Here is a 22,083-nt window from a genome sequence, read left to right on the forward strand (position 1 = left end):
AATGAATTGTATTATACAATCAGAGCGAGTTATTTGGCTTCTAAGAGGGCCCTTTTAAATAATTACTTATTGCTAGTCATTGATAAAACTAGTTGCTAAACTTTTGATAATTTCCATTTTCTTAGAGAGCGTTATTTTTTTATTGACTTTTTAGTTCTATTCCAATGACATCTTCTCTAATTTTATCTAAAAATGGATAGTGAAGGGACAGAAAAGAGACGGAATTTATATTTGAATTCGTTGATAATGACCCCGCTATATCCACACATTATTTGATTTAGAGTAATAAACATGCTACAATGAAAGCGTATACAAAAATATAAGGAGGAAATGAAGATGAAAAAAGCAACTAAATTTTTGCTAGGTGGGGCATTAGTAATATTGCTTTTAACTACAGCATCTCAAGTAAAGGCTGATTGGCATCGAGATAATGTTGGTTGGTGGTATCAAACAGATTATGGTTCCTATTATAAAGATACAGAAGCTCAGATTGACGGGAAGTCGTATAAATTTGATGAAAGAGGTTATATGATGACCGGCTGGTATCTAGAGGTGAGGAGGTATGCTAATGGGGATATATTCAAAAACTGGTCTTATTTTGATCCAGTGAGTGGTGAGAAAAAATATGGATGGCAACAGATAGATGGAAAATGGTATTACCTTACGACAAATGGGGCACGTATGGGTGAACAAAATTTAGATGGAAAACTTTATTATTTTGATCCAGTTAATGGTGATATGAAAACTGGTTGGATATCTAATCCAGGATATACTGGTACGGAATGGAATTATTACGACCCTGTAAGCGGAGAAAAAGCTACCGGTTGGAGAAATATAGATGGGAAATGGTATTACTTTCTCCATCACGCGTTAAAAGGTTTCCAAAAGATAGGTGATAAAAGTTATTATTTCGATCCAGTTAATTCCGATATGAAAACGGGCTGGATATCTAAACAGGGGCTTCATGGTATCGTATGGTGTTATTTCGCCCCTGAAAGTGGAGAACAATTATTAGGTTGGCAAACGATAGATGGAAAAACGTATTATTTTAACGAATTTGGTGAGGCATTTGCTGGTCAGGTTACGTTTCAAGATGGAAAAATTTATTATTTTGACCCAGCTAATTGTGATTTAAAAACAGGCTGGCTAGAATTAAATGGAAGAAAATATTATGCGGATCCTAACGATGGTGGTGCTTTTGCATCGAATAAAACTTTAGTTATAGATGGTGTTTCTTATACATTCGGTATTGATGGTTCTATTATCAATAACGAACCTTAATTAATTAACACTCCAAAAGTAAGATGTTTCTAACTTTTGGAGTGTTTTTAACTATGAAAATAATGTTATGATCTATGATTTTAGGAAGCAAGTATATGGATTAAAAAAACTTTTAAAGGTAATTGACGAATTAAGGTTAAATAAAAAAAGGGTTAATCTTTTTGTAATACAGAACATAACCCTTTAGTGTTGCTTTATATCAACAAATAGAAACAAGTTGAATAAAAGAAGGAAATTTATATTGGTTAAAAACAATTATTTGACCTCATAATACTTCAATGACAATTCATATGTTCCTTCTTTGTCATCAGTATCAATAAAATGCAATTTAGCCTCTGTACCTTTTTTCCAATTGTTTACATTTATATAAGTTGTATTGTATAAGACATAATTTTCATCAAACAAACTTACTTCCACAGTCAATGCCTCTATATCATATTCGGTTGTGTTTTCAACAACTGCTGAATATCCTGCTAAATAAGAATTACTATCATCTGGTTTAAAATCTGCTGAATTGATGATGTTTTCTAAATCTTTACGAACTTTATTATCACGTTTTACTTCTTTTCCTCCCGCCAAAACTTCATTTAATCCATCTTTATCTTGTACAGGGATTTCAGAAATATTATTGATCTCAACCAATAATTCATAACGTTTATTTTGATGTTCACTCCACTGATCTTCAAAAGAATCTGCTCCAAAATTAGAAGCTATTTCCTTTCCCTCTTTAAGAACATTGATATATCTGATAGCTAATTCTTTCAGTTTATCATTCTTGAATTTTTTATCACCATAATCTTTAACTTCGTCTAATTCATCGTTAATATATAATTTATAATTTTTGGCTGATTCATCTGGAAATTTATCATTATCCTTCCGTCTTTTATCTAACCCTTTTGACAACGAGGTAAGGAATTCACTATCATAATTTTTGTTTTCATAATTCGAGGTACAACCTACCAAAAGAATTGTCGAAAGAACTATACATATTACCTTTTTTAACATAATTTCACCTTGATTTCACTATTTAGGATTATTATGCCAGTTAGTAAGTATTTTAGGCAAGAATTATTTCACCTTAAATAGATGGGTTGAAAAAATTATTTCATTTCATAATATTTCAGAGAGAATTCATATGTTCCCTCACCAAAGCTTTTCCAAGCGTTTAAAAAATGGTATAATGAACTGTAAATTTCAGAAGTTGGAAGGAATGTAATTACTATGATGAATATGCAAAGTATGATGAAGCAAGCTCAAAAATTGCAAAAGCAAATGGAGCAAAGCCAAGCAGAATTAGCTGCAACTCAATTTGTAGGGAAATCTGCTCAGGACTTGGTTGTTGCAACCCTGACAGGCGATAAGAAGGTCGTTTCCATCGATTTCAACGCCGCAGTGGTTGACCCAGAAGATACAGAAACGCTTTCTGATATGACGGTGCAAGCCATCAATGCCGCCATTGAAGAAATTGATGCTGCAACTAAGAAAAAACTCGGTGCGTTCGCAGGGAAATTGCCATTTTAAGCAAAGAAAGTTTTCATCAACTAAAAAGAGGCTCAGTTTTGAGCCTTTTTTCTTTCTTTGATATACTAACGATTTGTTTTCAGGTTAGTGTCAGTAATTTTATTCTTTTCTTAGTTCAATGACTTGATCGTATCGACTTTCATTATCAATATGGTGAGCGATTTCTAACACCATCATCGGTAGTGAGAAAATCAAATCTCTAACCATCTGGCTATTTTCTACGTCAAGAGCTGCAGTCACCTCATCTGCTAATAAAATATCCTTTTTACGAAGAAGGAAGCGGGCTAGTTCAATCCGGACTCGTTGTCCGCCTGAGATATTTTCTCCGTTATTAGTGATTACAAAATCAAGTCCATCAGTTAATTCATGGTCGAGTTTGACCTGTCTCAAAACGGTCTCCAATTCTTGATCTGAAAACTCTTGTCCCAAACTAAGATTGTAGCGAACAGTATCATTAAAGAGGAAAGGATGCTGACTGATGATACCTACCTGACGAATAAAATAACTTGTTTTTGCTCCATCCCTTGTCCGACAAGTAATCGTCCCATCATCCGCCTTTTCTTCCCCTGTGATCATTCGAAAGAGGGTTGATTTCCCACAACCACTTGGCCCTTTGATGAGGACTTTTTCGCCTTGTTGAATGGCTAGATTAAGATCGCGTATAATCTCTCTACCGTTATAAGATTTACTTAAATGAGAAATTTCTAGTTCTTCTACTTGTGAGATCGAATGATTGTCCGATTCACTATCATCTGCTCGATTTAAAATTCCGAAAATCTTTTCTGCTGTTGTTTTGGCTCCTTGTACTTCAACCACATCATACATGATATTTTGTATAGGACCTACCAGTTGACCAGCAGCAATATACATTGCAACCAGGCTAGCCACTGAAACATGATGACCATGCATGGCAAGGAAGAACCCCAATACCAAGGGGAGTACTTGGCTAAGAAAGACCATGAAACCATTACAAAAGAAAACAATGTTATGGGTAAAAACAAACTTTTGAATGGCTCGTTGATAACGAAGATTGATATTCCAGACGCGCTGAGAATTTTCAGGCAAGGCTTGATTCATCCGCAAGGTTTGAGCCCCTCGAATACTATCAGAGATTTGGTTATGAACGGCTGTTCTTCCCTGAGACATTTCATCCCCTGAATTCTTTAGTTTATTATTCATTAAGAATTGTGGAATGGGACGTAAGATCGTGAAGAAAACAAAGATAGAACCCAATAAAACATTTTGGGCAATGATATAGATCGCCGTAATCAGCGCCCCAAATCCCCAACATGAAATAGACATATAGCGTTCAAAAAAGTTATCTCCTAAAAATTCCATATCCTGTGTCAGCATGGTAATCTTTTCATCTTCACTATATTCTCTGTCTTCCATTAACTTATGAAACAATGCCGTTCGTATATTCATGTGAATTTCACGTCGAAAGACATTATTTGCATGATTACAAAATAACATTAGACTATACAAAGCAAAATAGACAGAAAAACCAAAGAGGGCAAATTTCCAAATAGAAGAATAGGTAAGGTTATTTTGATCTATTGATAGTGCTTTGGCAACAACCAAGGGTTGCCCCAAAGCGAGACCCCCGTTTGCCAGTGCACCAATAATGGTTAGGTATTTTGTTTTTTTATCAAGATATTTAAAGATATGAATCATAAATCTCTCCTAGAAAATAGAACCCTATGATTGAGAAATATCAGATGTAATCATTAAATCTTATTACATATTATTCTTTGTGATATATTTTACATGCTCATTATACATCTAAAAAATAGTCTGGTCAATGAATATTCAAAAAATTAGAAATGATTAAATCTTTAATAACTAATACTTTAAGTTAAGCCTTTGAAAATGCTCTACTTGTCTGTCTGATGAAAATTTGCTTTAGTCAATCTTTACAGAAATGAAATAAAAAGCACCCCCAAAGAAAGATATGAAAACATCTAACTCTAGGAGTACTGCTCAGTTTTGAGCCTTTTTATTCATCAAAAAATCCGGATAAGTCCAAGCCTCCAAAGGGGTTGGTGGAGAAGTCCTCTTGTTCTTCAAGGAGGGTGCGGCCTTGATCGAATTCGAGGAATTGTTGGTAGACAAGAGCTGTCATGCGGGCGTCTTCTAAGCTATCGTGTGATCTTCCTGCGACTCCCAAAAATTCTGCAACGGTGTGGAGTTGGAGATTTTTAATGCCATGAAGGTCAGATGGACGACGTTCGAAGGCTTCGTCAAAGACATCGACAGCGTACTGCTCTTCTAAATCTAAGCCATTTTCAAGTAGGATGGGAAGGTCGCTCTTTTTGGAATTGTATCCAATCAAGGGGCGGTCTCCAACGAAGGCCTTGAATTCACCGAGGACCTGCTCTAGTTGTGGAGCAGGTTGGATCTTGTCCTGGGTTATGCCAGTGAGGCCGTTAATAAAGCTTTTTAGAGGCTTATCGGTGTAGACGTAGGAGTCGTAGTGGTCGACTTCTTTACCGTCCGTAAAACGCACGGCAGATACCTGGATGATCTGATAGGCATCTTCGTATTGGTTAAATTCGAGATCGAAGGCGATATAATCTTCTAATATTTTCATGGGAAATCTCCTGTGCTAGATAAGAAAAGGGACTGGTAGGATCCAGCCCCAGATTATCGACGGAAAACGCGTGCCCAGAAACCTTTGCTTTCTTGCTCTTGAACTTTTTCATTGGCTTGTTCGAGTTCAAGTTTCAAGGTATCGCGGTCGTTCATTGCTTGTAAAGTCAATTGTTGTTGTTGGTCCAATTGCTTGTCTTTTTCAGCAATTTGAACGTCTTTCACGCGCAACTGTTCATCTTTCTTAGCGAGTTGCTCGTCTTTGGCCTTGAGTTGCTCGTAGAGACGGACGATTTCAGCATTTTTTTCATCCACCAAAATTTCCATCAATTCGCGTTGCTTCACATCATCGCTGACTGGCTCATCTTCAAAAATAGTTTTTTTGTAGATTTCTTCGAGCTTGATCAAGCCACTACGGGTTACAACGGTAACCCCTTTTTCGTTTTTCTGGGTATCTTCTGGAGCCAGCGCCTTGACACGGTTATTGACCGCTTGGCGGCTGACTCCTAAAATTTCAGCAATTTCGCTGACAGTTTTTTCAATCGCCATAACTTCCTCTAATATCTTTTTCTATGAAATACTCTATTAGATAGTAACATAAGTGGGCTAAGCTGTCAAATGAAGCCAAGTAAGGGCAAGCTTTGATACCACGATTAGCGGGTCTCTATCATTTCAGGAAGATGGAGGCTGGATTGTGCTAAATCAATGGTCAGTTGGTAATCGGTTTGATCGCGCACAGTGATTTCAAAGTCCGTTGTGTAAAGGACCAGGCGAAGGGTCGCTCCTTTTTCGAGCTTGTAGATGGTTGGTTGAAGATCAAAGTCAAATTCCATCCACTCGCCTGGCGTCACGGCCTCAACCTCTAAGAGATCATGACGATTTTGGAGGTTGAGATAACCTTTCGAAATGACTCGTTGGCCAGCTTCTTTGAAAGGCAACTCAGTCAAATTGTCGAGCATATAGTAGCGACCGTTATCCAGCGTACGGACCGACAAGACAGCAGGATAGGGTTGGAGGTATTTCTTGCTTCCAAGCTCTAAGAGTTGTGCTGAAAGCAGGCCTTTATTAGTGCTGGAGTGAAGTCGCAGATGAAGGCGAGCTTTCCCATTGAGGTGTAGGTCTTCTTCGATTGGCAGGTCAATGGTCACTTGTTGCGCCTTATCCTGGTAGAGGTCCGTTAAGAAGGTCGGATAAGCCTTGCCATAGCGCTCGTAATCTTTTGTTTCGTAGCGGTTTTGGATGACTTTTTCGTCGTCTCCCAGAGAGAAGGTCCGCTGATTGGTTTGGTTGCCAAAATCATCCAAGGAAGTCCAACTTTGTTTTCTTGTATTGTCCTGCCAGATGACAGTAGGCAATTCATAGCTTGAATCGTAGCCCAGCAATTTTTTAGAGAGGAGGGCGTTCATGCTTTCACGGAAGTCAATGGACTGCCAGTTGTTGAGGTAGACATGGGCCCCATTGTGGAAGAAGAGGTGCTTCTTGATGCTTGCTGGAAGGGCCTGGAACATATTAAAGACATGAAGAGGTTTGACGTTCCAGTCTTGCGAACCATGAGTGAAGACCACCTCTGCCTTGACCCGATTTGCGTTTAAGAGATAATTGCGGTCGTGCCAGAATTGATTGTAGTCTCCAGAAGCGCGGCCCAGCTCTTTTTTCACGATATCTAGATCGGCTTGGTGGGCCGCATTGTGATGCAAATAGTCTCCACCCAGAAGGTTGCGCGAGTAGGTCAATTCGGCAAGGGAATCAAAGTCTTCACCTGGATAGCCTCCAGGACTTGTGACGAGGCCGTTTTCGCGGTAGTAGTTGTACCAAGAAGAGATTCCAGCCTCCGCAATGATGACTTCTAGGCCGTCCACACCTGTGGTCGCAAGGCCGTTAGACATGGTTCCAAGGTAAGAGATCCCTGTGGTTGCGACCTTGCCATTAGACCAATCAGCTTTAACTTGGCGTTTGCGTGTATGGTCTGTAAAGGCGCGGCAACGACCATTGAGCCAGTCGATGACATTCTTATAGGCTTCGATTTGTTGGTAATTTCCGTTGGTCATCAGGCCTTGCGAATCTTTTGTTCCAACTCCAGACACATAGAGATTGGCGTATCCGCGTGGAAGCAGGTAGTCGTTGAGGGTATAGCTAGAGTTGATATGGGTTAGGAGCTCTTCAGCCTCGTCGACTAGTTGGGCTGAACCGACAGGTTCCACCAATTCTAATTGAGGTTCTTCTAGTTGAACGGTATGAGGTTCTTTGACCTCGAGGTCGACATTCATATTGTAGAGGGCCTTGTCGCTGGCCTTGTCGTTGGTCCCTTGGTGATAGGGACTTGCGGTCATAACAGCTGGGATCTTGCCTTCATAGCGAGGACGGATGATGCTGACCTTGACCAAGTCTGGCAGACCATCCTTGTCGGTATCGACCCGACTTTCGACATAAACGACTTCACGGATGGCATCCTGGCTCGTAAAGGTTGCGAGGCTCTTGCCATTAAAATAGTGATACTGATTGGTCTCAGGGATTAAGCCATCACTGACCAACTGATCGATCAAGGTATTGCCCCGTTTAGTGCGGGTGTTCAGGAGTTGGTAGAGATTTTCTAGGAGGGGACCATACGTGATGGGGAAATCGGTCTCCTTTCGAAAGACCTCGCTATCTTCAAAATCCACAAAAAAGCTAAAGCCTAGTAATTGAAAGGCAATGGTATAAAAGACATCTGCTCTTAAGGGTTTTTCAGAGTTGAAAAAGTCTAGCAAATCGGTTTCTTTATCTGCCACAAGAGTGGATAAGGCGTAGTCTGTGTCCTTGTATTGGAAAGACACTTGGCGTACAAAGGCCTCCAGCATTCTTTTGGGATCGCTCTCTTCTTGGAAACGAAAGCCCAGAAGAGCCAATTCTTCCTTCATCTTGTCGTCAGCCGTAGGAATATAGCTAAATTGATTAAATTTCATCGTAGATTCTCCGATCTTGTTCACATCTCAATTTGGGTCAGCCATCATATAAGCGCTCCCATCGTTACAATTTCTATTATACTGAATCAAAAAGGGATTGTCTAAAGAAAATAGGGAAAGAGCTTGTCGATAGAGTTTTTCATAAATCTGCGCAAAATTTCTTGTAAAAAGCCAGAAAATCTTTTACAATAAAAAGTGCTTGGAGGAAAGTATGACAGCAAATCAGATCGTAAGAGTGATCCCAGTCTTGAAAGTGAATAACCGAAATGTCAATCAACGCTTTTATGAAGAGACATTGGGAATGAAAGTATTAGTAGAAGAAGGAGCTCTCCTATCTTTAGGAGATGCCTCAAAAGTAGAAAAAATCATTTTAGAAGAATCACCGAGTATGCGTTCGCGTAAGGTCGAAGGTCCAAAGAAATTGGGTCGCATCGTGGTGAAAGTGGCACAAGCTCAAGAAATTGATTACTTATTGGCCCGCCAGCCAGAAACAACTGCCCTTTACCAAGGTGCCAAGGGACGCGCCTTTGAAGCAGTGTCTCCTCAAGGAGATACCATTTTCGTACACGCAGAAGAAGATCTTAAAAGCCTAGCACTCATAGACAGTGCTCCTCTTGTAGACGTTCCCGAAGATTTCAAAGGTTTGACGAACTTTGATGTGGACTTCCTTGAGGTCAATGTGGCCGATCTTGCTAAGGCTGAGAAGTTCTATAGCGGCTTGCCAACTTTGGCACATCTTATCCATTTGCAAGAGGCTCAAGGAGAAGATCTCCAAGTGGGAAACCATGTGACTTGGGATTTGAGTATGATCAAGGTCGAATTAGCTCCTTTTGATGTAGAAATTCTGAAAGAAAGCTTAGGAGAAGCTGTCGATTTTGTGCACCGTAAGGGAACTTTTTTGATTGCTAAGGATCCGAGCCAGATCGAACTCTGGTTTGAAGCCAATCAAGATCAGGTCCATATTTCTTATGAAGAATAAGAATGGAGTGATGAGCGTGAAGGCAATCATCGAAAAAATCACCGAACAAATCCAAGAGGGCATCTATCCAGGTGCCTCTCTTGCGCTTTACCGAAATGGTCAGTGGAGTGAGCACTATCTGGGACTAGCAGATCCTGAAAAAGGAGAGCCAGTAGAGGCTGATCTGGTCTATGATTTGGCGAGTGTCAGCAAGGTTGTTGGAGTCGCTACCATTTGTGCCTTTTTGTATGCAAAAGGGGAGCTTGCGCTCGATCGCCCTTTTAAAGAGGTCTACCCACGTTTTGCTCATTCAGGGACGACCATCCGGGAACTTTTGACCCATACTTCTGGGCTCGATCCCTACATTCCCAATCGGGACCAGTTGGATGCGGGACAGTTGAAAGAAGCCCTTGAAAATTTGCAGTTAAAAGAGGACAAGAGTTTTCATTACACCGATGTCAATTTTCTTTTGCTAGGTTTTTGGTTAGAAGAAGCATTTGGTCAGTCCTTGGATGACTTGTTTGAAGAGTTGATTTTTGCACCCTGGAAGATGGCGGAAACCCGGTTTGGACCGGTCGAAAAGGCGGTACCAACGGTCCGTGGGGTTGCTTCTGGAAATGTCCATGATCCAAAAGCGAGAGTATTGGGCTGTCATGCGGGTAGTGCTGGACTTTTTTCGACTGTTTCAGATCTAGAGAGCTTCTTAGAGCATTATCTGAAGGATGATTTTGCGCGTGACTTGTCTCAGAATTTTGCGCCTGAAGAGGGTAAGACCCGCGCTCTCGGATGGAATCTAGAGGGGGACTGGTTGGATCATACAGGCTATACAGGAACCTTTATCATGTACAATCGAAAGAAGCAGGAAGCTGTGATCTTTTTGTCCAACCGGACCTATGAGAAGGACGAACGGGCCCAATGGATCCTGGACCGCAACTCTTTGATGGACTTGATCAAACAAGAATGTGAGAAATAGAAATGGATGGCTGGGATGACGGATCCCGGCCTTTTCTTGTCTGTCAATAAAAAGGGGCTCTTCTGGGTGATTCATTATTGGACTCCGTCTTAGGTTGGATTTCCTTCAAAAGCATCGCTTTTTTGGCTGATTTATATTAAAATAGTAATGACCTTAATAGAGCGAGATGAATATGCATAAAGAGATAGGCGTCGGAAAGGCGCATAGTAAAATTATCTTAATTGGGGAGCATGCGGTGGTCTATGGCTATCCAGCTATTGCCCTGCCTCTCCATCATATCGAAGTGACCTGCCAGATTATTCCAGCAGACAGTCCATGGATTTTGTTTGAAGACGACACCTTGTCCATGGCGGTTTTTGCGTCTCTTGAGCACCTCGGGATTCGTGAGGCCCGGATTCGCTGCCGGATTCAGTCTATGGTACCGGAAAAACGGGGGATGGGATCGTCTGCGGCGGTCAGTATCGCAGCTATTCGTGCAGTTTTTGACTATTATCAAGAGGAGCTGGATGATGAGACTTTAGAAATCCTGGTCAATCGAGCAGAAACCATTGCCCATATGAATCCAAGTGGGCTCGATGCCAAGACCTGTTTGAGCGATCAAGCCATTAAATTCATCCGGAATGTCGGGTTTTACCCGCTGGAGCTGGGTATAAAAGCAAGTTTGGTGATTGCGGATACGGGGATTCACGGCAATACCCGTGAGGCGATTCAAAAGGTTGAAGCTAAAGGGCAGGAAGTTTTGTCCCATTTCCATGAGATTGGTCAGTTGACCCAGCAGGTAGAAGAGGCTCTGAAAGAAAAGGATCTCATTTGCCTTGGGCAGGCTCTTACGGCTTGTCATGACCACTTGAGAGCCGTTGGTGTCAGCTGTAAAGAAGCAGATCACCTGGTCGCTGTTGCCCTTGAAAATGGGGCCTTAGGGGCTAAAATGAGTGGGGGGGGTCTTGGAGGCTGTGTGATTGCCCTCGTTAAGGATTCTCGTGAAGCAGAAACCATTGCCCATGCATTAGAAAAAGAAGGAGCGCACCATACATGGATCGAAAACCTGTAAAGGCTAAGTCCTATGCCAATATCGCGATTATCAAATACTGGGGAAAAGAAGATGCCAAACAGATGGTTCCTTCGACCAGTTCGATTTCGTTGACCTTAGAGAATATGTATACAGAGACGAGTCTCTCTCCCTTGCCAGCAGATGCGACAGCGCATGAATTTTACATCGATGGGGAATTCCAACATCCAGCTGAGCAGGCCAAAATTGGGGCTGTTATTGATGGTTTGAAGCCAGCAGATGAAGCAGGATTTGTTCGGGTGGATACCAGCAACAATATGCCAACCGCAGCAGGCTTGTCCTCTAGCTCAAGCGGCCTCTCTGCTCTTGTCAAGGCCTGCAATCGGTATTATGATTTGGGCTTAACTCAGGAGGAATTAGCTCAAAAAGCCAAGTTTGCTTCAGGTTCCTCTTCACGGTCTTTCTTTGGTCCCTTAGCAGCCTGGGACAAAGAAAGTGGAGCAATTTATAAGGTCAAAACAGACCTGAAACTGGCTATGATTATGCTGGTTCTCAATGATAAGCAAAAGCCCGTTTCTAGCCGCGAAGGGATGAAACGCTGCATGGAAACCTCGACCAATTTCAAAGAATGGGTGGAGGAGTCTTGTCAAGATTACAAGGACATGCTGGGCTATCTAGCTGCCAATGATTTTGAACGGGTCGGCCACTTGACAGAGCGCAATGCCCTTGCCATGCATGGAACGACCAGGACAGCCACTCCAGCCTTTAGCTACTTGACAGAAGAAAGCTACAAAGCCATGGATTTTGTCCGTGATCTTCGCGCAACGGGCCATGCTTGTTACTTTACCATGGATGCAGGGCCAAATGTTAAAGTCCTCTGTCTAGAAGAAGACTTGGATCAGCTGGTGCCTTTATTTGACGCCCGCTATCGGACCATCGTATCTAAGACAAAGGACCCTCAAGATGAAGACTAAGTATCAGGTACAGACTGGAGGCAAGCTCTATCTAGCCGGAGAATACGCGGTGTTAACGCCTGGGTGTGGAGCCGTGATTCAGTTTATTCCCATTTATCTGTCAGCTACCATTCAAGAAGCTAACACTTACCAGTTGGTCTCAGATCTCTTTGGTTACAAGGTGGATTTGACCCCAAATAAGGACTACGCCTTGATTCAAGAGACTATCCAGCTCATGGAAGAATGGTTGAAAGATCAGGGAATAGCCCCGAAACCCCTTGATCTTTACCTTAGGGGGACACTGGGGGAAGAGGGGAAGAAGTATGGGATTGGTTCCAGCGGAAGTGTTGTCTTGCTCGTGATCAAGGCCATGGCTGCTTTGTATGAACTAGACCTAAGCTCCGATCTGCTTTTTCGACTAGCAGCAGTCGTCTTAGTGCAAAGAGGGGACAATGGTTCCATGGGCGATTTGGCTTGTATTGCCTATGAGGACTTGATTTATTACCAATCCTTTGATCGGGCTTGGTTGCATGAAGTCTTGACTTCCCAGCCCCTCTCACAAGTTTTAGACCTGGATTGGAACTACCAGATCCGAGTGATCCAGCCAGCCGTCTCTTATGATTTTTTGGTTGGTTGGACCAAGGAACCAGCGATTTCAAGTGATTTGATCCGCCAGATCAAGGGTGCGATCAAGGAAGACTTTCTCAAGGAAAGTCAGACTGCAGTGAAGAATCTTGAAAAAGGTCTCCGTGAAGGAAACCAAAGGGAGATCGAGGCCAGTATCCAACGTGCAGATCAGAACCTAAAATCCTTAAACCATCTGATCTATACCCCGGCTCTAAAAGTCCTGCAACAAGCGACAGATGGCCTAACGGCTTGTGCCAAATCTAGTGGCGCTGGAGGAGGCGACTGTGGGATTGCCCTTAGTTTTGACACAGTTGAGACTCAGACCTTGATAGATCGCTGGAAGGAACAGGATATTGAGGTCATTTACCAAGAAAGGATAGGAGATTCGTGAGCGAAAATCGAAAAGACCAGCATATTCGCTATGCTTTGGAGCAAAGCTCCTCCTATAATAGCTTTGATGAGATCGAGCTAATTCACCGTTCCCTCCCACTTGTGGATCTAGCGGAGATTGATCTAACGACCCATTTCGCAGGGCGTGATTGGGAGGTTCCTTTTTATATCAATGCCATGACAGGCGGGAGTAAACGGGCCAAAGAGATCAATCAAAAGTTGGCAGCAGTAGCCCAAGCCTGTGGGATTCTCTTTGTGACTGGTTCTTACAGTGCAGGGCTGAAGGATCCGAGCGATCAATCGTACGCTGTCAAAACAGATCACCCTCGTCTTCTGTTAGCGACCAATATTGGCCTCGATAAAGATCCGGACTTGGGCTTAAGAACAGTGGAAGAACTACAACCTCTCTTTCTTCAAGTTCATGTGAATCTGATGCAAGAGTTACTCATGCCAGAAGGGGAGCGGATTTTCCACACTTGGAAAGACCATCTCCAGAGCTATGGGCAGGCCTTTCCTGTGCCGGTAGTCCTGAAAGAAGTCGGCTTTGGTATGGATCCTAAAACAGTTCAGCTGGCACTAGAGGGTGGGATTAAAACAGTTGACATTTCTGGCCGTGGTGGCACTAGTTTTGCCTATATTGAGAATCGTCGTGGTGGCAATCGCGCTTATCTGGATGATTGGGGACAATCAACTGTACAGTGTCTCTTACAGTTACAAGATCAGATAGATCAGGTTGAGATCCTCGCGAGTGGTGGCATCCGTCATCCCCTTGATATGGTCAAGGCCTTGGTCCTTGGAGCGCGTGGCGTAGGACTTTCCCGCGTTTTTCTTGAGATGGTAGAGACCAAGAGCATCGAAGAAGTGATTGCTATTGTCCAAGGATGGAAAGAAGACCTTAAATTACTCCTTTGTGCGCTCGGTTGTCAGAACCTGAAAGAGCTCAGAGAAGTCGACTATCTCCTCTATGGAAAATTGTGGCAAGCGAAGCAACAGAGAAAATGAAAAGAGGCTGGGACAAAAGTCCTAGCCTCTTAATTGTTTTTGGATTGTCGAGCAAGACGCAGTGATTGAGTGGGCTCTACTACGCTGCTTTCATCAGCTTTTACAGCCCTACTCAACTGTGCGGAGGTGGGACGACGAAATCGAATTCTAACGAATTACCGATTTCTGTCCCACTCTCTAAACGTATAGAAACTAATTTTTAAAATGATTCATGATATACGAAAACTTTACTCCGTGAGAAAAGTGCTTGAAACATGATAAATTCAAGTACACGGGAGTTTTGAACCTAAGGAAAGTTTTTAAGTTGACTTTATCTATATTCTAAGGATTGGCAAAAAATAACGATCCTTTCTTTTTTTAAAAGTGTTTACCCTCAAAAATTCTGATAGTTTACGAATCGTTTACGGTTGCTGGAATCGCTTGCAAAACAGGATCGTAAAAGAGTATACTAAATAAGGAATAACATTTTTAAAAAGGAGTTTAGGATGAAGAAGCACTATTTTCGCTCAGCTGTAGCAGCCTTGCTTCCGCTTTTGTTGATTGCTCAACCTGTTGAGGCCTGTACGGGGTTCATCATCGGAAAGAAACTGACGGCCGACGGCTCGACCTTGGTAGGGCGTACCGAAGATTTAGAGCCCAACCATAATAAAAATTTTGTGGTCAGAGAGCGCGTCTACAATAAAAAAGGTGCCATCTTTGAGGATGCCGCCAACGGTTTTCAATATCCCTTGCCAGAGATTAGCTATAAGTATACAGCAGTCCCAGATGTCACCCCAGATCAGGGAATTTTTGACGAAGCAGGATTCAATGAATATGGGGTTTCCATTTCTGCGACTGTATCTGCTTCAGCAAATGACAAGATCCAAAAAGTGGATCCCTATGTCAAGGATGGTTTGGCAGAATCCGGCTTAACCAGCATTGTTCTCCCTAGTGTGAAAACCGCAAGAGAAGGGGTTGAACTCATTGCTAAAATCGTTGAAGAAAAAGGCGCTGCAGAAGGAAATATTGTGACCATTGCCGATAAAGAAGGCGTCTGGTATATGGAAATCCTATCCGGTCACCAATATGCGGCCATTCTCTTCCCAGAAGACCGCTTTGCAGTCTTTCCAAATACTTTCTTCTTAGGCCATGTTGATTTATCGGATACAAAGCGTACGATTGCCTCAAAAGATCTTGAAAAAGTCGCCAAGGACGCAAATAGCTATAAGGAAGTGGATGGAAAATTCCATGTTTCTCAATCCTATAATCCGCCTTTGCAAGAAGCGGATCGCTCGCGGGTTTGGTCGGGGATTAAATCTCTAGACCCAAACTCTCCTGTTAAATATGACGATGCGTCCTTTGACCTTCTTCATACAACTGATCGGAAATTAACTCTCCGAGATGCCATGAATCTCCAACGCAATCGTTTGGAAGGAACCAAATACAAACCACAGGATCAAATGGAGCTGGATGGAAAAGGCATCCCGAAAAAAGGAGAGTTTGATGCCGTTTATAAATACCCTATCTCCAATCCAAATGTCATGGAGGCGCATATTTTCCAACTGAAAGACGAGGTCCCAGCAAGTGCGGGTGGAGGTACCATGTGGCTGTCGATGGGCAGTCCGCGGAATGCTCCTTACCTACCGTACTATGGCAATATTCTCAACACCTATCAAGCCTACCAAGAATTAGGGGATCATTACAATGACCGCTCCTGGTATTGGACCATTTCAAGAATCAATGACCTTGTAGCCAAGTATCCTGATTTATTCGAAGATGGGGCGATTCGTACTGAAATGGAACGATTGGAATCTCAGTGGATGGTTGAACAAGATCTGAGTGATCAGGAACAAATTGCCCTTGCTTCTCAGCCTGAAGAAGCGAGTAAGAAGGCAACAGAGGAAGGAATAGCGAGAGCTGAGAAAACCTTTGAACGCTTGCAAGAAATTAGAAAAGAAGCAGAACAAAAGGTAGCAGATGAACACGGAAAAAGTGCTCTGCAAGATTTAGATGAGGAAGAAGATGCTGCTTATGAAGAAAAAATTGATTTGGTTGATTTTGACTATGATTACATTTTAGCAGCAGGCTTGTTCGGAGCAACCCTTCTAGCGATTGTGATCTACCTAATTCGCTCAAAGAAACAAAAGGGAGGAAAACAAGATGACTAAAATTCAAAGAGCCTTGATCTATCTCTTTCTACTATTTGCAGGAATTGGCTTGGAGTTTGAACTCGGTCATCTTTCTCAACAAGAATTTAGCCAGTCTGCAGGCAGAGACTTGGTCTTGAACTTGTCTGTTTTAGCTGCTATTGTTATCCCACTCTATCTCTTTTCAAAACGATTGGCCAAGCAGTTGTCTGTCCCAACCTATCTCTTATGGATTGCTATGTTTGGGGGTGCCTTCGTAGCAGGCTGGTTGAGCTTTTCAGGTAATAGCTTGATTGATATTATGAATAGCCATGTGATCAAGGATGCCACTGTCTTTAACAAGTGGACCGATGCCTTGACAGCCCCATTCTCAGAGGAATTCTTTAAGGCTCTAGTTGCCTTTTGGGTAGTTTTGATGGTTGGCAAAAAAGATCTAAAATCGATTCTAATTGCTGGCTTGGGCTCTGGCTTTGGTTTTCAAATCATTGAGGATTTAGGGTACGTTGCCCGCCAAACAAAAACGAGCCAATTAGCCGCCGTTACTGAGGCTATTAACCGTATTTCTGGTGGGTTAGCTTCACACGCCCTCTATACAGCTGTTGTATCCGTTGGTGTCTTCCTCTTGTTATCTCAAGTGACCCAGCAAAAGGAAAAACTCTTTGGACTCTGGTGTGTTGTCTCGACAGTAGCCAATCACTTCTTATGGAATTCTCCGTTTTATGAAACAGACCATCGGATTAATCTTCTCGTCGGACTGCTCTTTGCCGTCCAAGTAGGGACTTTTATCGAAGTGGTGCTCTATACCAAGAAAGAGCCCGATCTGCCATTCTTAAAACAATAAGGAACATTTTTTAAAAACACAAAAGAACTAAGACGTCGGTCTTAGTTCTTTTAGAATGTAAACAAACTGTTTTTTACATAAAACAATCTAAGTGATGAAGAATAATTAAAACTGATAATACCAGTAGGCTCGTTCAAACATACATTGAAACTTTCCGCAGTGAGAAAAGTGCTAGAAATTGGATTGTTTCTAGCGCTCGGGAGTTTTGGAACCTTGGGTCCAAAACTAAGTCATGGAACTTCGAAGAAGTTCCATGACGTCCGTACTCACCTAAGGAAAGTTTCAAAAATGACATTGTCTTCAATCTGAAAACGAAAAACATGTCTTGGTTCTTTTATTTTCTCAATTCTTGTAAGAGTGTTTGTGCTTTTTCAAAATTAAAGGGTTTGTTTTCAAGGAGTTGGCTGACCAGACGGGGAACTTCCTCTTCCTTAGCTCCTGCTAGAAGAGCGAGGGAGCGTGCTTGGAGTTTCATATGTCCTGCTTGGATCCCTGTGGTGACAAGGGCTTTGAGGGCAGCGAAATTCTGCGCCAAACCGAGTGACGCGATGATACCGGCTAATTCGATAGCAGAAGGTTCTCCTAGTAAACGGTGGCTGACTTGAACCGTAGGGTTGAGGCCAATGGAGCCTCCTTTTGTTGCAACTGGCATTGGCAGGGTGATCTCTCCATAGAGTTTTTTCTCTTCTGGCTGGCTTGTCCAGCGACTCAAGCCTTTGTATGAGCCGCTTTGTGCGGCATAGGCATGGGCTCCTGCTTCGATGGCCCGCCAGTCATTACCTGTCGCAAGGACCAGGGCATCAATCCCGTTAAAAATTCCCTTGTTATGAGTGGATGCACGGTAAGGATCCACTTGAGCCAGTTGGCTAGCTAGCTCCATCCGGTGGGCAATCTCAATGGCTTCCTCAGGATTTCGACTCAGTGCTTTAAAATCAATGGCACACCTTGCACTCACCAAAGAGCGCGTGGCCAAGTTGGATAAAATCGCCATTAAGGCCTGACCACCAGAGAGTTCTTGGATGCGATCGGTCAGAGCTTCCAGCATCGTGTTGAGCATATTGGCCCCCATGGCTTCTTTAGGATCGACAGCCAAGTAGACAATGAGAAAGTTCCCCTTGTTTTCGACCCAAAGATCCCTCGCTCCACCTCCACGCTTGACGATAGAGGGATAGGCTTCATTAGCTAGCTGAAGAAGAGTTTCCTTGTCTTCTAGGATGCGCTTACTAGCCATTTCCACATCCCTAACATCTGTCAGAGCAATCTCACCGATCATTTGGCGTTGGTGCACTTGGGTGGTGAAACCGCCCGAACGTTGGATGAGTTTGGCTGCAAAGCTGGCTGCAGCAACGACGGAAGGCTCTTCTGTGACCATAGGAAGGACATAGTCATGACCGTTGATCAGAAAATAAGGAGCGAGGCTAAAAGGCAGATCAAAGGTCGACAAGACATTTTCCGTCAGTTGATCTGCAATAGAAAGGGGGAGTCCCTTTTGTTCTTTTAAGATCTGTGCTTCATCCCAAGTTAAGAGGCCTTCCCTCAGTAAGGCCTCTATGCGTTCTGTGGGAGAAAGTTTTGCAAAACCTGGTAATCGTGCCATTATTTTTCTACTTTCTGGTAAGTGCGTTGGTGTTCTTTGATCTCTGTCAAAGCATAAGTTTGATGCGTAGCAGGCTCAAACACTTGATTGCCACTAGAGTCTAGATCTACTTCTTCATAAAAGAGTCGTTCGTAGTCAGCAACACTAAGAACCGTCCGTTGGTCTAGTTTTTCCATGCGTTTGTGATCTAAGAGTTGCTCAAAACCAGGAACGAGATTGGCACTAAAGATCTCAGAAACAGCTCCACTACCATAGCTAAAGAGGGCAATCCGATCTCCAGCTTTGAGTTGGGGTTGATTTTCCAGTAGTGACAGCAAGCCTAAGAAAAGAGATCCAGTGTAGATATTTCCTACGCGTTGGCTGTATAGAATCGATTGATCAAAGTTGTATTGTAATTGATCTTTTTTTTCTTCTGATACTGACTTATCCAAGATTTTTTTCAAGCCCTTGAGAGCTAATTTAGGATAAGGCAAGTGGAAGCAGACAGCTGCAAAGTCTGTCAAGGCAAGGCCAGTCCGTTTCTGGTATTCCGCCCAGGTTGTTTTCAGAGAATCTAGATATTGCTGCGTTGAATAAATCCCATTCACGAAGGGAGTTGTCGCATAATTTGGACGCCAAAAATCCATCACATCGCGTGTTTGGGCAACATTATCATCGTTAAAAGATAGAATACGAGGATTTTGGCTGATTAGCATGGCAACCGCTCCAGCTCCCTGTGTTGGTTCTCCAGGAGTTCCAATTCCGTATTTAGCAATGTCACTGGCAATGACCAAAACCTTACTCTGAGGGAATTTTTCAACATGGAGTTTAGCATAATCCAAGGCGGCAGTTGCAGCATAGCAGGCTTCTTTCATCTCAAAAGAACGAGCGAAGGGCTGGATGTCTAGTAAGCCATGGACAAAAACAGCAGCGGCCTTACTCTGATCAATTCCAGATTCTGTCGCAAGAATCACCATATCGATCGCTTCTTTGTCTTCATCTGTCAAAATATCGTCTGCCGCAGTTGCAGCCAATGTGACGATGTCTTCTGTGATCGGTGCAACACTTTGTTCTTTTAAGAGAAGACCCTTGCTCAGTTTTTCGGGATCAGTATCACGAGCAGCCGCCAAATCTTCTAAACGCAAGACATAAGGGCTCGTCGCAAAACCAATCTTATCAATCCCAATTGTCATTCTTAACCTCTTTTTTATTTGATATCTACTAGTATATTTCGTTACTATTTTACCATATTTAAGGGTAAAACTCCCTTGAAAAAACTAGATCAGCAAGGAAATCATTCTTGGGACCGATTTTGCAATGTTTCAAAGAAAAAATAAAGAATCTATCAGAAAAAGCCATCCTCAGATGACTTTTCAACTCTTATGCTTAGCTATCTTTTTAGGGTTGCTCATGACCCGTATGAAGAGTTCTTTGCATTTATCTTTTAGAACTTTTTCGTAGAAGACGAGTATAGCGATGTTCACAATCATAAAGTTCAAGGTCAGATAGAACAAGTCAAATGAATTGCGGGCATAATCAGTCGCTAATAGATAGGAGGAGAAGGCTCCTAGAATCAAATAAGGAAGATACTTGATATACTTGTTTATCATCATACAGCACCTCGCATACTTTAAAGGATTTGCTTTCTTACTATCATTGTATCCCTTTTAAGGAAAAATGCAAGCGATGACACTTTATAGAAATTAAAAAACCAATATTATTTTGCATTAGTTTGAATGGAGAAAAACTATTTTTAGATAAGTGAAGCGATTCTTCAAAAAAAAATAAAAATGAGTTCCAATTTTTAAAATGAATCAAGAAAATACAAAAACTTTCTGCCGTGAGAAAAGTGCTAGAAACACTATTGTTTCTAGCACTCGGGAGTTTTGGACCTAAGGAAAGTTTTTAAGAAGATTTTGTCACCAACATGACATATGCTAGTTGGCATTGGTCGTTTTTCGTTTTTGATAGCGTTGGTAGGAATGGTAGAGTTTCAAGACGACAGATCCGCTAGCCATCCCGATGGAGATGACCAAGGCCAGGATAACAACCAGTGTCACGCTGGTTACTGCCTGTCGATATTGGCCACTGACAAAGAAGGAAGTGGTCCGATAGGAAATATATCCAGGAACCAAAGGGGCAAGAATGGACAGCATAAAGACCACGACAGGCGTCTTGAGAACGATGCTTAAAACCTGACTAATGCAGGATCCCACAATAGCGGCGATAAAGGTTGCTACGATAACATTGGTAGGACCTTTTAGAATATAGTATAGTAGCCAGATGCCCATCCCTAAGATTCCTCCAGGAATCAGCATGGAGCGCTGCACATTTAGGACGATTAAAAAGGTGATGATGGCAATCAAACTGGCCACCGCTTGGATTAAAAATTCAGTTAGGTTCATGATTTTATTTCATAAGGACAAGGGCAACGGTTGTACCGGCACCAAGGGCAAGAGTAATGAGGAGAGTCTCAAAGAGCTTACTCATCCCAGAGTTGAGGTGGTAATTCATGAGATCGCGGACAGCATTGGTCATAGCGATCCCAGGAACGAAGGGCATGACACAGCCTGCGATAATGAGATCGGTATTGGATGGAAAACCACTATAGCGCGTCCAGATATGGGCCAAAAAACCAAAGACAAAGGCGGCCGCAAAGGCAGTGGCAAAAGGAATGCGAACGTATTTCTCAACGACAAGAGAAAAAGCAAAGGCAAAGACAGTCGCAATACCCGCTCCAATGGCATCGTAGAAATTTCCTCCAAACATGATGGAGAAGAAAGGCGCACTGAGGGTTGCCGCAATGGTCAACTGGAGATTGGTATAAGGAACACGCTTCATTTTCAACTCGCTCAGGGCCTGGTAGGCTTGCTCGAGATCTATCTCTCCAGAGACTAGTTGACGAGAGATCTGATTGACATCACAGACTTTTTCGATATTGTAATTGGTCCGCAAGATCCGTTTCATGCGCGTGACATTGGCATTCTCAATTGAAAAGAAAATAGCGACTGGCATCGCTAAAACATTGCAATCGACGATTCCCTGTGAATGGGCGATCCGGATCATGGTATCTTCGACCCGGTGAATCTCAGAACCGCTCTCTATCAGGAGGGTTCCAGCTAACATCAGGACGTCGATCACTTGGTTGATCTGTTTTGACTCTTCCATAATTTCCTTCTTACTAAATAATCTGTTTCTATTATAGCAAAAAAGGACGAGAGACAGAACTAAAATCTGACAATTCTAGTTTGTTTCTTGTCCTTATGAATTCGTTTAGAATAGCTATTGTCTAGCC

20 protein-coding genes are annotated in these 22,083 nt (G+C 42.5%); 10 read left to right on the forward strand and 10 right to left on the reverse strand.

Going from position 1 to position 22,083, the window contains the following annotated elements:
- Positions 1-336 precede the first annotated feature (336 nt).
- Entirely contained in the window at positions 337-1,281 is a 945-nt protein-coding gene (locus ACVC7Q_RS06520; protein WP_447265264.1) for a cell wall-binding protein, read from the forward strand.
- Positions 1,282-1,536: 255 nt separating this feature from the next.
- Here the strand turns inward: ACVC7Q_RS06520 and ACVC7Q_RS06525 are convergent, their stop codons facing one another.
- Positions 1,537-2,286, reverse strand: coding sequence for an FxLYD domain-containing protein (locus tag ACVC7Q_RS06525; protein WP_447265265.1), 750 nt, complete (start codon positions 2,284-2,286; stop codon positions 1,537-1,539).
- 216 nt (positions 2,287-2,502) lie between these two features.
- Between ACVC7Q_RS06525 and ACVC7Q_RS06530 the strand changes: the two genes are divergently transcribed.
- Positions 2,503-2,802, forward strand: coding sequence for a YbaB/EbfC family nucleoid-associated protein (locus ACVC7Q_RS06530; protein WP_447265266.1), 300 nt, complete (start codon positions 2,503-2,505; stop codon positions 2,800-2,802).
- Between the two features lie 99 nt (positions 2,803-2,901).
- Here ACVC7Q_RS06530 and ACVC7Q_RS06535 read toward each other — a convergent pair whose 3' ends face one another.
- The 4 genes from ACVC7Q_RS06535 to ACVC7Q_RS06550 all read right to left on the reverse strand — a co-directional run bounded on the left by ACVC7Q_RS06535 (position 2,902) and on the right by ACVC7Q_RS06550 (position 8,333).
- Positions 2,902-4,476, reverse strand: a complete 1,575-nt coding sequence (locus ACVC7Q_RS06535) for an ATP-binding cassette domain-containing protein (protein WP_447265267.1) — start codon at positions 4,474-4,476, stop codon at positions 2,902-2,904.
- 322 nt (positions 4,477-4,798) lie between these two features.
- The gene (locus ACVC7Q_RS06540; protein WP_447265268.1) at positions 4,799-5,392 is read right to left on the reverse strand and encodes a 3'-5' exonuclease; all 594 of its coding nucleotides are present in this window, start codon (positions 5,390-5,392) and stop codon (positions 4,799-4,801) included.
- Between the two features lie 53 nt (positions 5,393-5,445).
- On the reverse strand, positions 5,446-5,940 hold the full coding sequence (locus tag ACVC7Q_RS06545) for a DUF536 domain-containing protein (RefSeq protein WP_003008835.1): 495 nt from the start codon (positions 5,938-5,940) through the stop codon (positions 5,446-5,448).
- A gap of 104 nt (positions 5,941-6,044) precedes the next feature.
- Complete coding sequence (locus tag ACVC7Q_RS06550; RefSeq protein ID WP_447265269.1) at positions 6,045-8,333, reverse strand: Xaa-Pro dipeptidyl-peptidase; 2,289 nt, start codon at positions 8,331-8,333, stop codon at positions 6,045-6,047.
- Positions 8,334-8,544: 211 nt separating this feature from the next.
- Between ACVC7Q_RS06550 and ACVC7Q_RS06555 the strand changes: the two genes are divergently transcribed.
- The 8 genes from ACVC7Q_RS06555 to ACVC7Q_RS06590 all read left to right on the forward strand — a co-directional run bounded on the left by ACVC7Q_RS06555 (position 8,545) and on the right by ACVC7Q_RS06590 (position 17,212).
- The gene (locus ACVC7Q_RS06555) at positions 8,545-9,312 is read left to right on the forward strand and encodes a CppA N-terminal domain-containing protein (RefSeq protein WP_447265270.1); all 768 of its coding nucleotides are present in this window, start codon (positions 8,545-8,547) and stop codon (positions 9,310-9,312) included.
- Between the two features lie 10 nt (positions 9,313-9,322).
- On the forward strand, positions 9,323-10,264 hold the full coding sequence (locus ACVC7Q_RS06560) for a serine hydrolase domain-containing protein (protein WP_447265271.1): 942 nt from the start codon (positions 9,323-9,325) through the stop codon (positions 10,262-10,264).
- A 172-nt stretch (positions 10,265-10,436) separates the two neighbouring features.
- Positions 10,437-11,315, forward strand: coding sequence for a mevalonate kinase (gene mvk, locus ACVC7Q_RS06565; protein WP_447265356.1), 879 nt, complete (start codon positions 10,437-10,439; stop codon positions 11,313-11,315).
- A complete protein-coding gene (gene mvaD, locus ACVC7Q_RS06570; RefSeq protein ID WP_447265272.1) occupies positions 11,297-12,247 on the forward strand; it encodes a diphosphomevalonate decarboxylase in 951 nt (316 codons plus the stop codon). Before mvk ends, mvaD begins: the two co-directional genes overlap by 19 nt.
- Positions 12,237-13,244, forward strand: a complete 1,008-nt coding sequence (locus tag ACVC7Q_RS06575; RefSeq protein WP_447265273.1) for a phosphomevalonate kinase — start codon at positions 12,237-12,239, stop codon at positions 13,242-13,244. Before mvaD ends, ACVC7Q_RS06575 begins: the two co-directional genes overlap by 11 nt.
- On the forward strand, positions 13,241-14,245 hold the full coding sequence (fni, locus tag ACVC7Q_RS06580; protein WP_447265274.1) for a type 2 isopentenyl-diphosphate Delta-isomerase: 1,005 nt from the start codon (positions 13,241-13,243) through the stop codon (positions 14,243-14,245). Before ACVC7Q_RS06575 ends, fni begins: the two co-directional genes overlap by 4 nt.
- 485 nt (positions 14,246-14,730) lie before the next feature.
- Positions 14,731-16,392, forward strand: a complete 1,662-nt coding sequence (locus ACVC7Q_RS06585; protein ID WP_447265275.1) for a C69 family dipeptidase — start codon at positions 14,731-14,733, stop codon at positions 16,390-16,392.
- Positions 16,385-17,212 (forward strand): PrsW family glutamic-type intramembrane protease, encoded by an 828-nt coding sequence (locus ACVC7Q_RS06590; RefSeq protein WP_447265276.1) that lies wholly within the window; start codon positions 16,385-16,387, stop codon positions 17,210-17,212. Before ACVC7Q_RS06585 ends, ACVC7Q_RS06590 begins: the two co-directional genes overlap by 8 nt.
- A gap of 334 nt (positions 17,213-17,546) precedes the next feature.
- Here the strand turns inward: ACVC7Q_RS06590 and ACVC7Q_RS06595 are convergent, their stop codons facing one another.
- The 5 genes from ACVC7Q_RS06595 to ACVC7Q_RS06615 form a co-directional block, all read right to left on the reverse strand.
- Positions 17,547-18,809 carry a hydroxymethylglutaryl-CoA reductase, degradative gene (locus ACVC7Q_RS06595; RefSeq protein WP_447265277.1) on the reverse strand — a complete coding sequence of 421 codons (1,263 nt, stop codon included), beginning with the start codon at positions 18,807-18,809 and terminating at the stop codon, positions 17,547-17,549.
- On the reverse strand, positions 18,809-19,981 hold the full coding sequence (locus tag ACVC7Q_RS06600) for a hydroxymethylglutaryl-CoA synthase (RefSeq protein WP_447265278.1): 1,173 nt from the start codon (positions 19,979-19,981) through the stop codon (positions 18,809-18,811). Before ACVC7Q_RS06600 ends, ACVC7Q_RS06595 begins: the two co-directional genes overlap by 1 nt.
- A 180-nt stretch (positions 19,982-20,161) precedes the next feature.
- A complete protein-coding gene (locus ACVC7Q_RS06605; protein ID WP_447265279.1) occupies positions 20,162-20,398 on the reverse strand; it encodes a hypothetical protein in 237 nt (78 codons plus the stop codon).
- 327 nt (positions 20,399-20,725) lie between these two features.
- Positions 20,726-21,193, reverse strand: a complete 468-nt coding sequence (locus tag ACVC7Q_RS06610) for a threonine/serine exporter family protein (RefSeq protein WP_447265280.1) — start codon at positions 21,191-21,193, stop codon at positions 20,726-20,728.
- A gap of 4 nt (positions 21,194-21,197) precedes the next feature.
- Positions 21,198-21,956, reverse strand: a complete 759-nt coding sequence (locus ACVC7Q_RS06615) for a threonine/serine exporter family protein (RefSeq protein ID WP_023919150.1) — start codon at positions 21,954-21,956, stop codon at positions 21,198-21,200.
- Positions 21,957-22,083: the final 127 nt, after the last annotated feature.

The organism is Streptococcus sp. W151 (assembly GCF_053010205.1).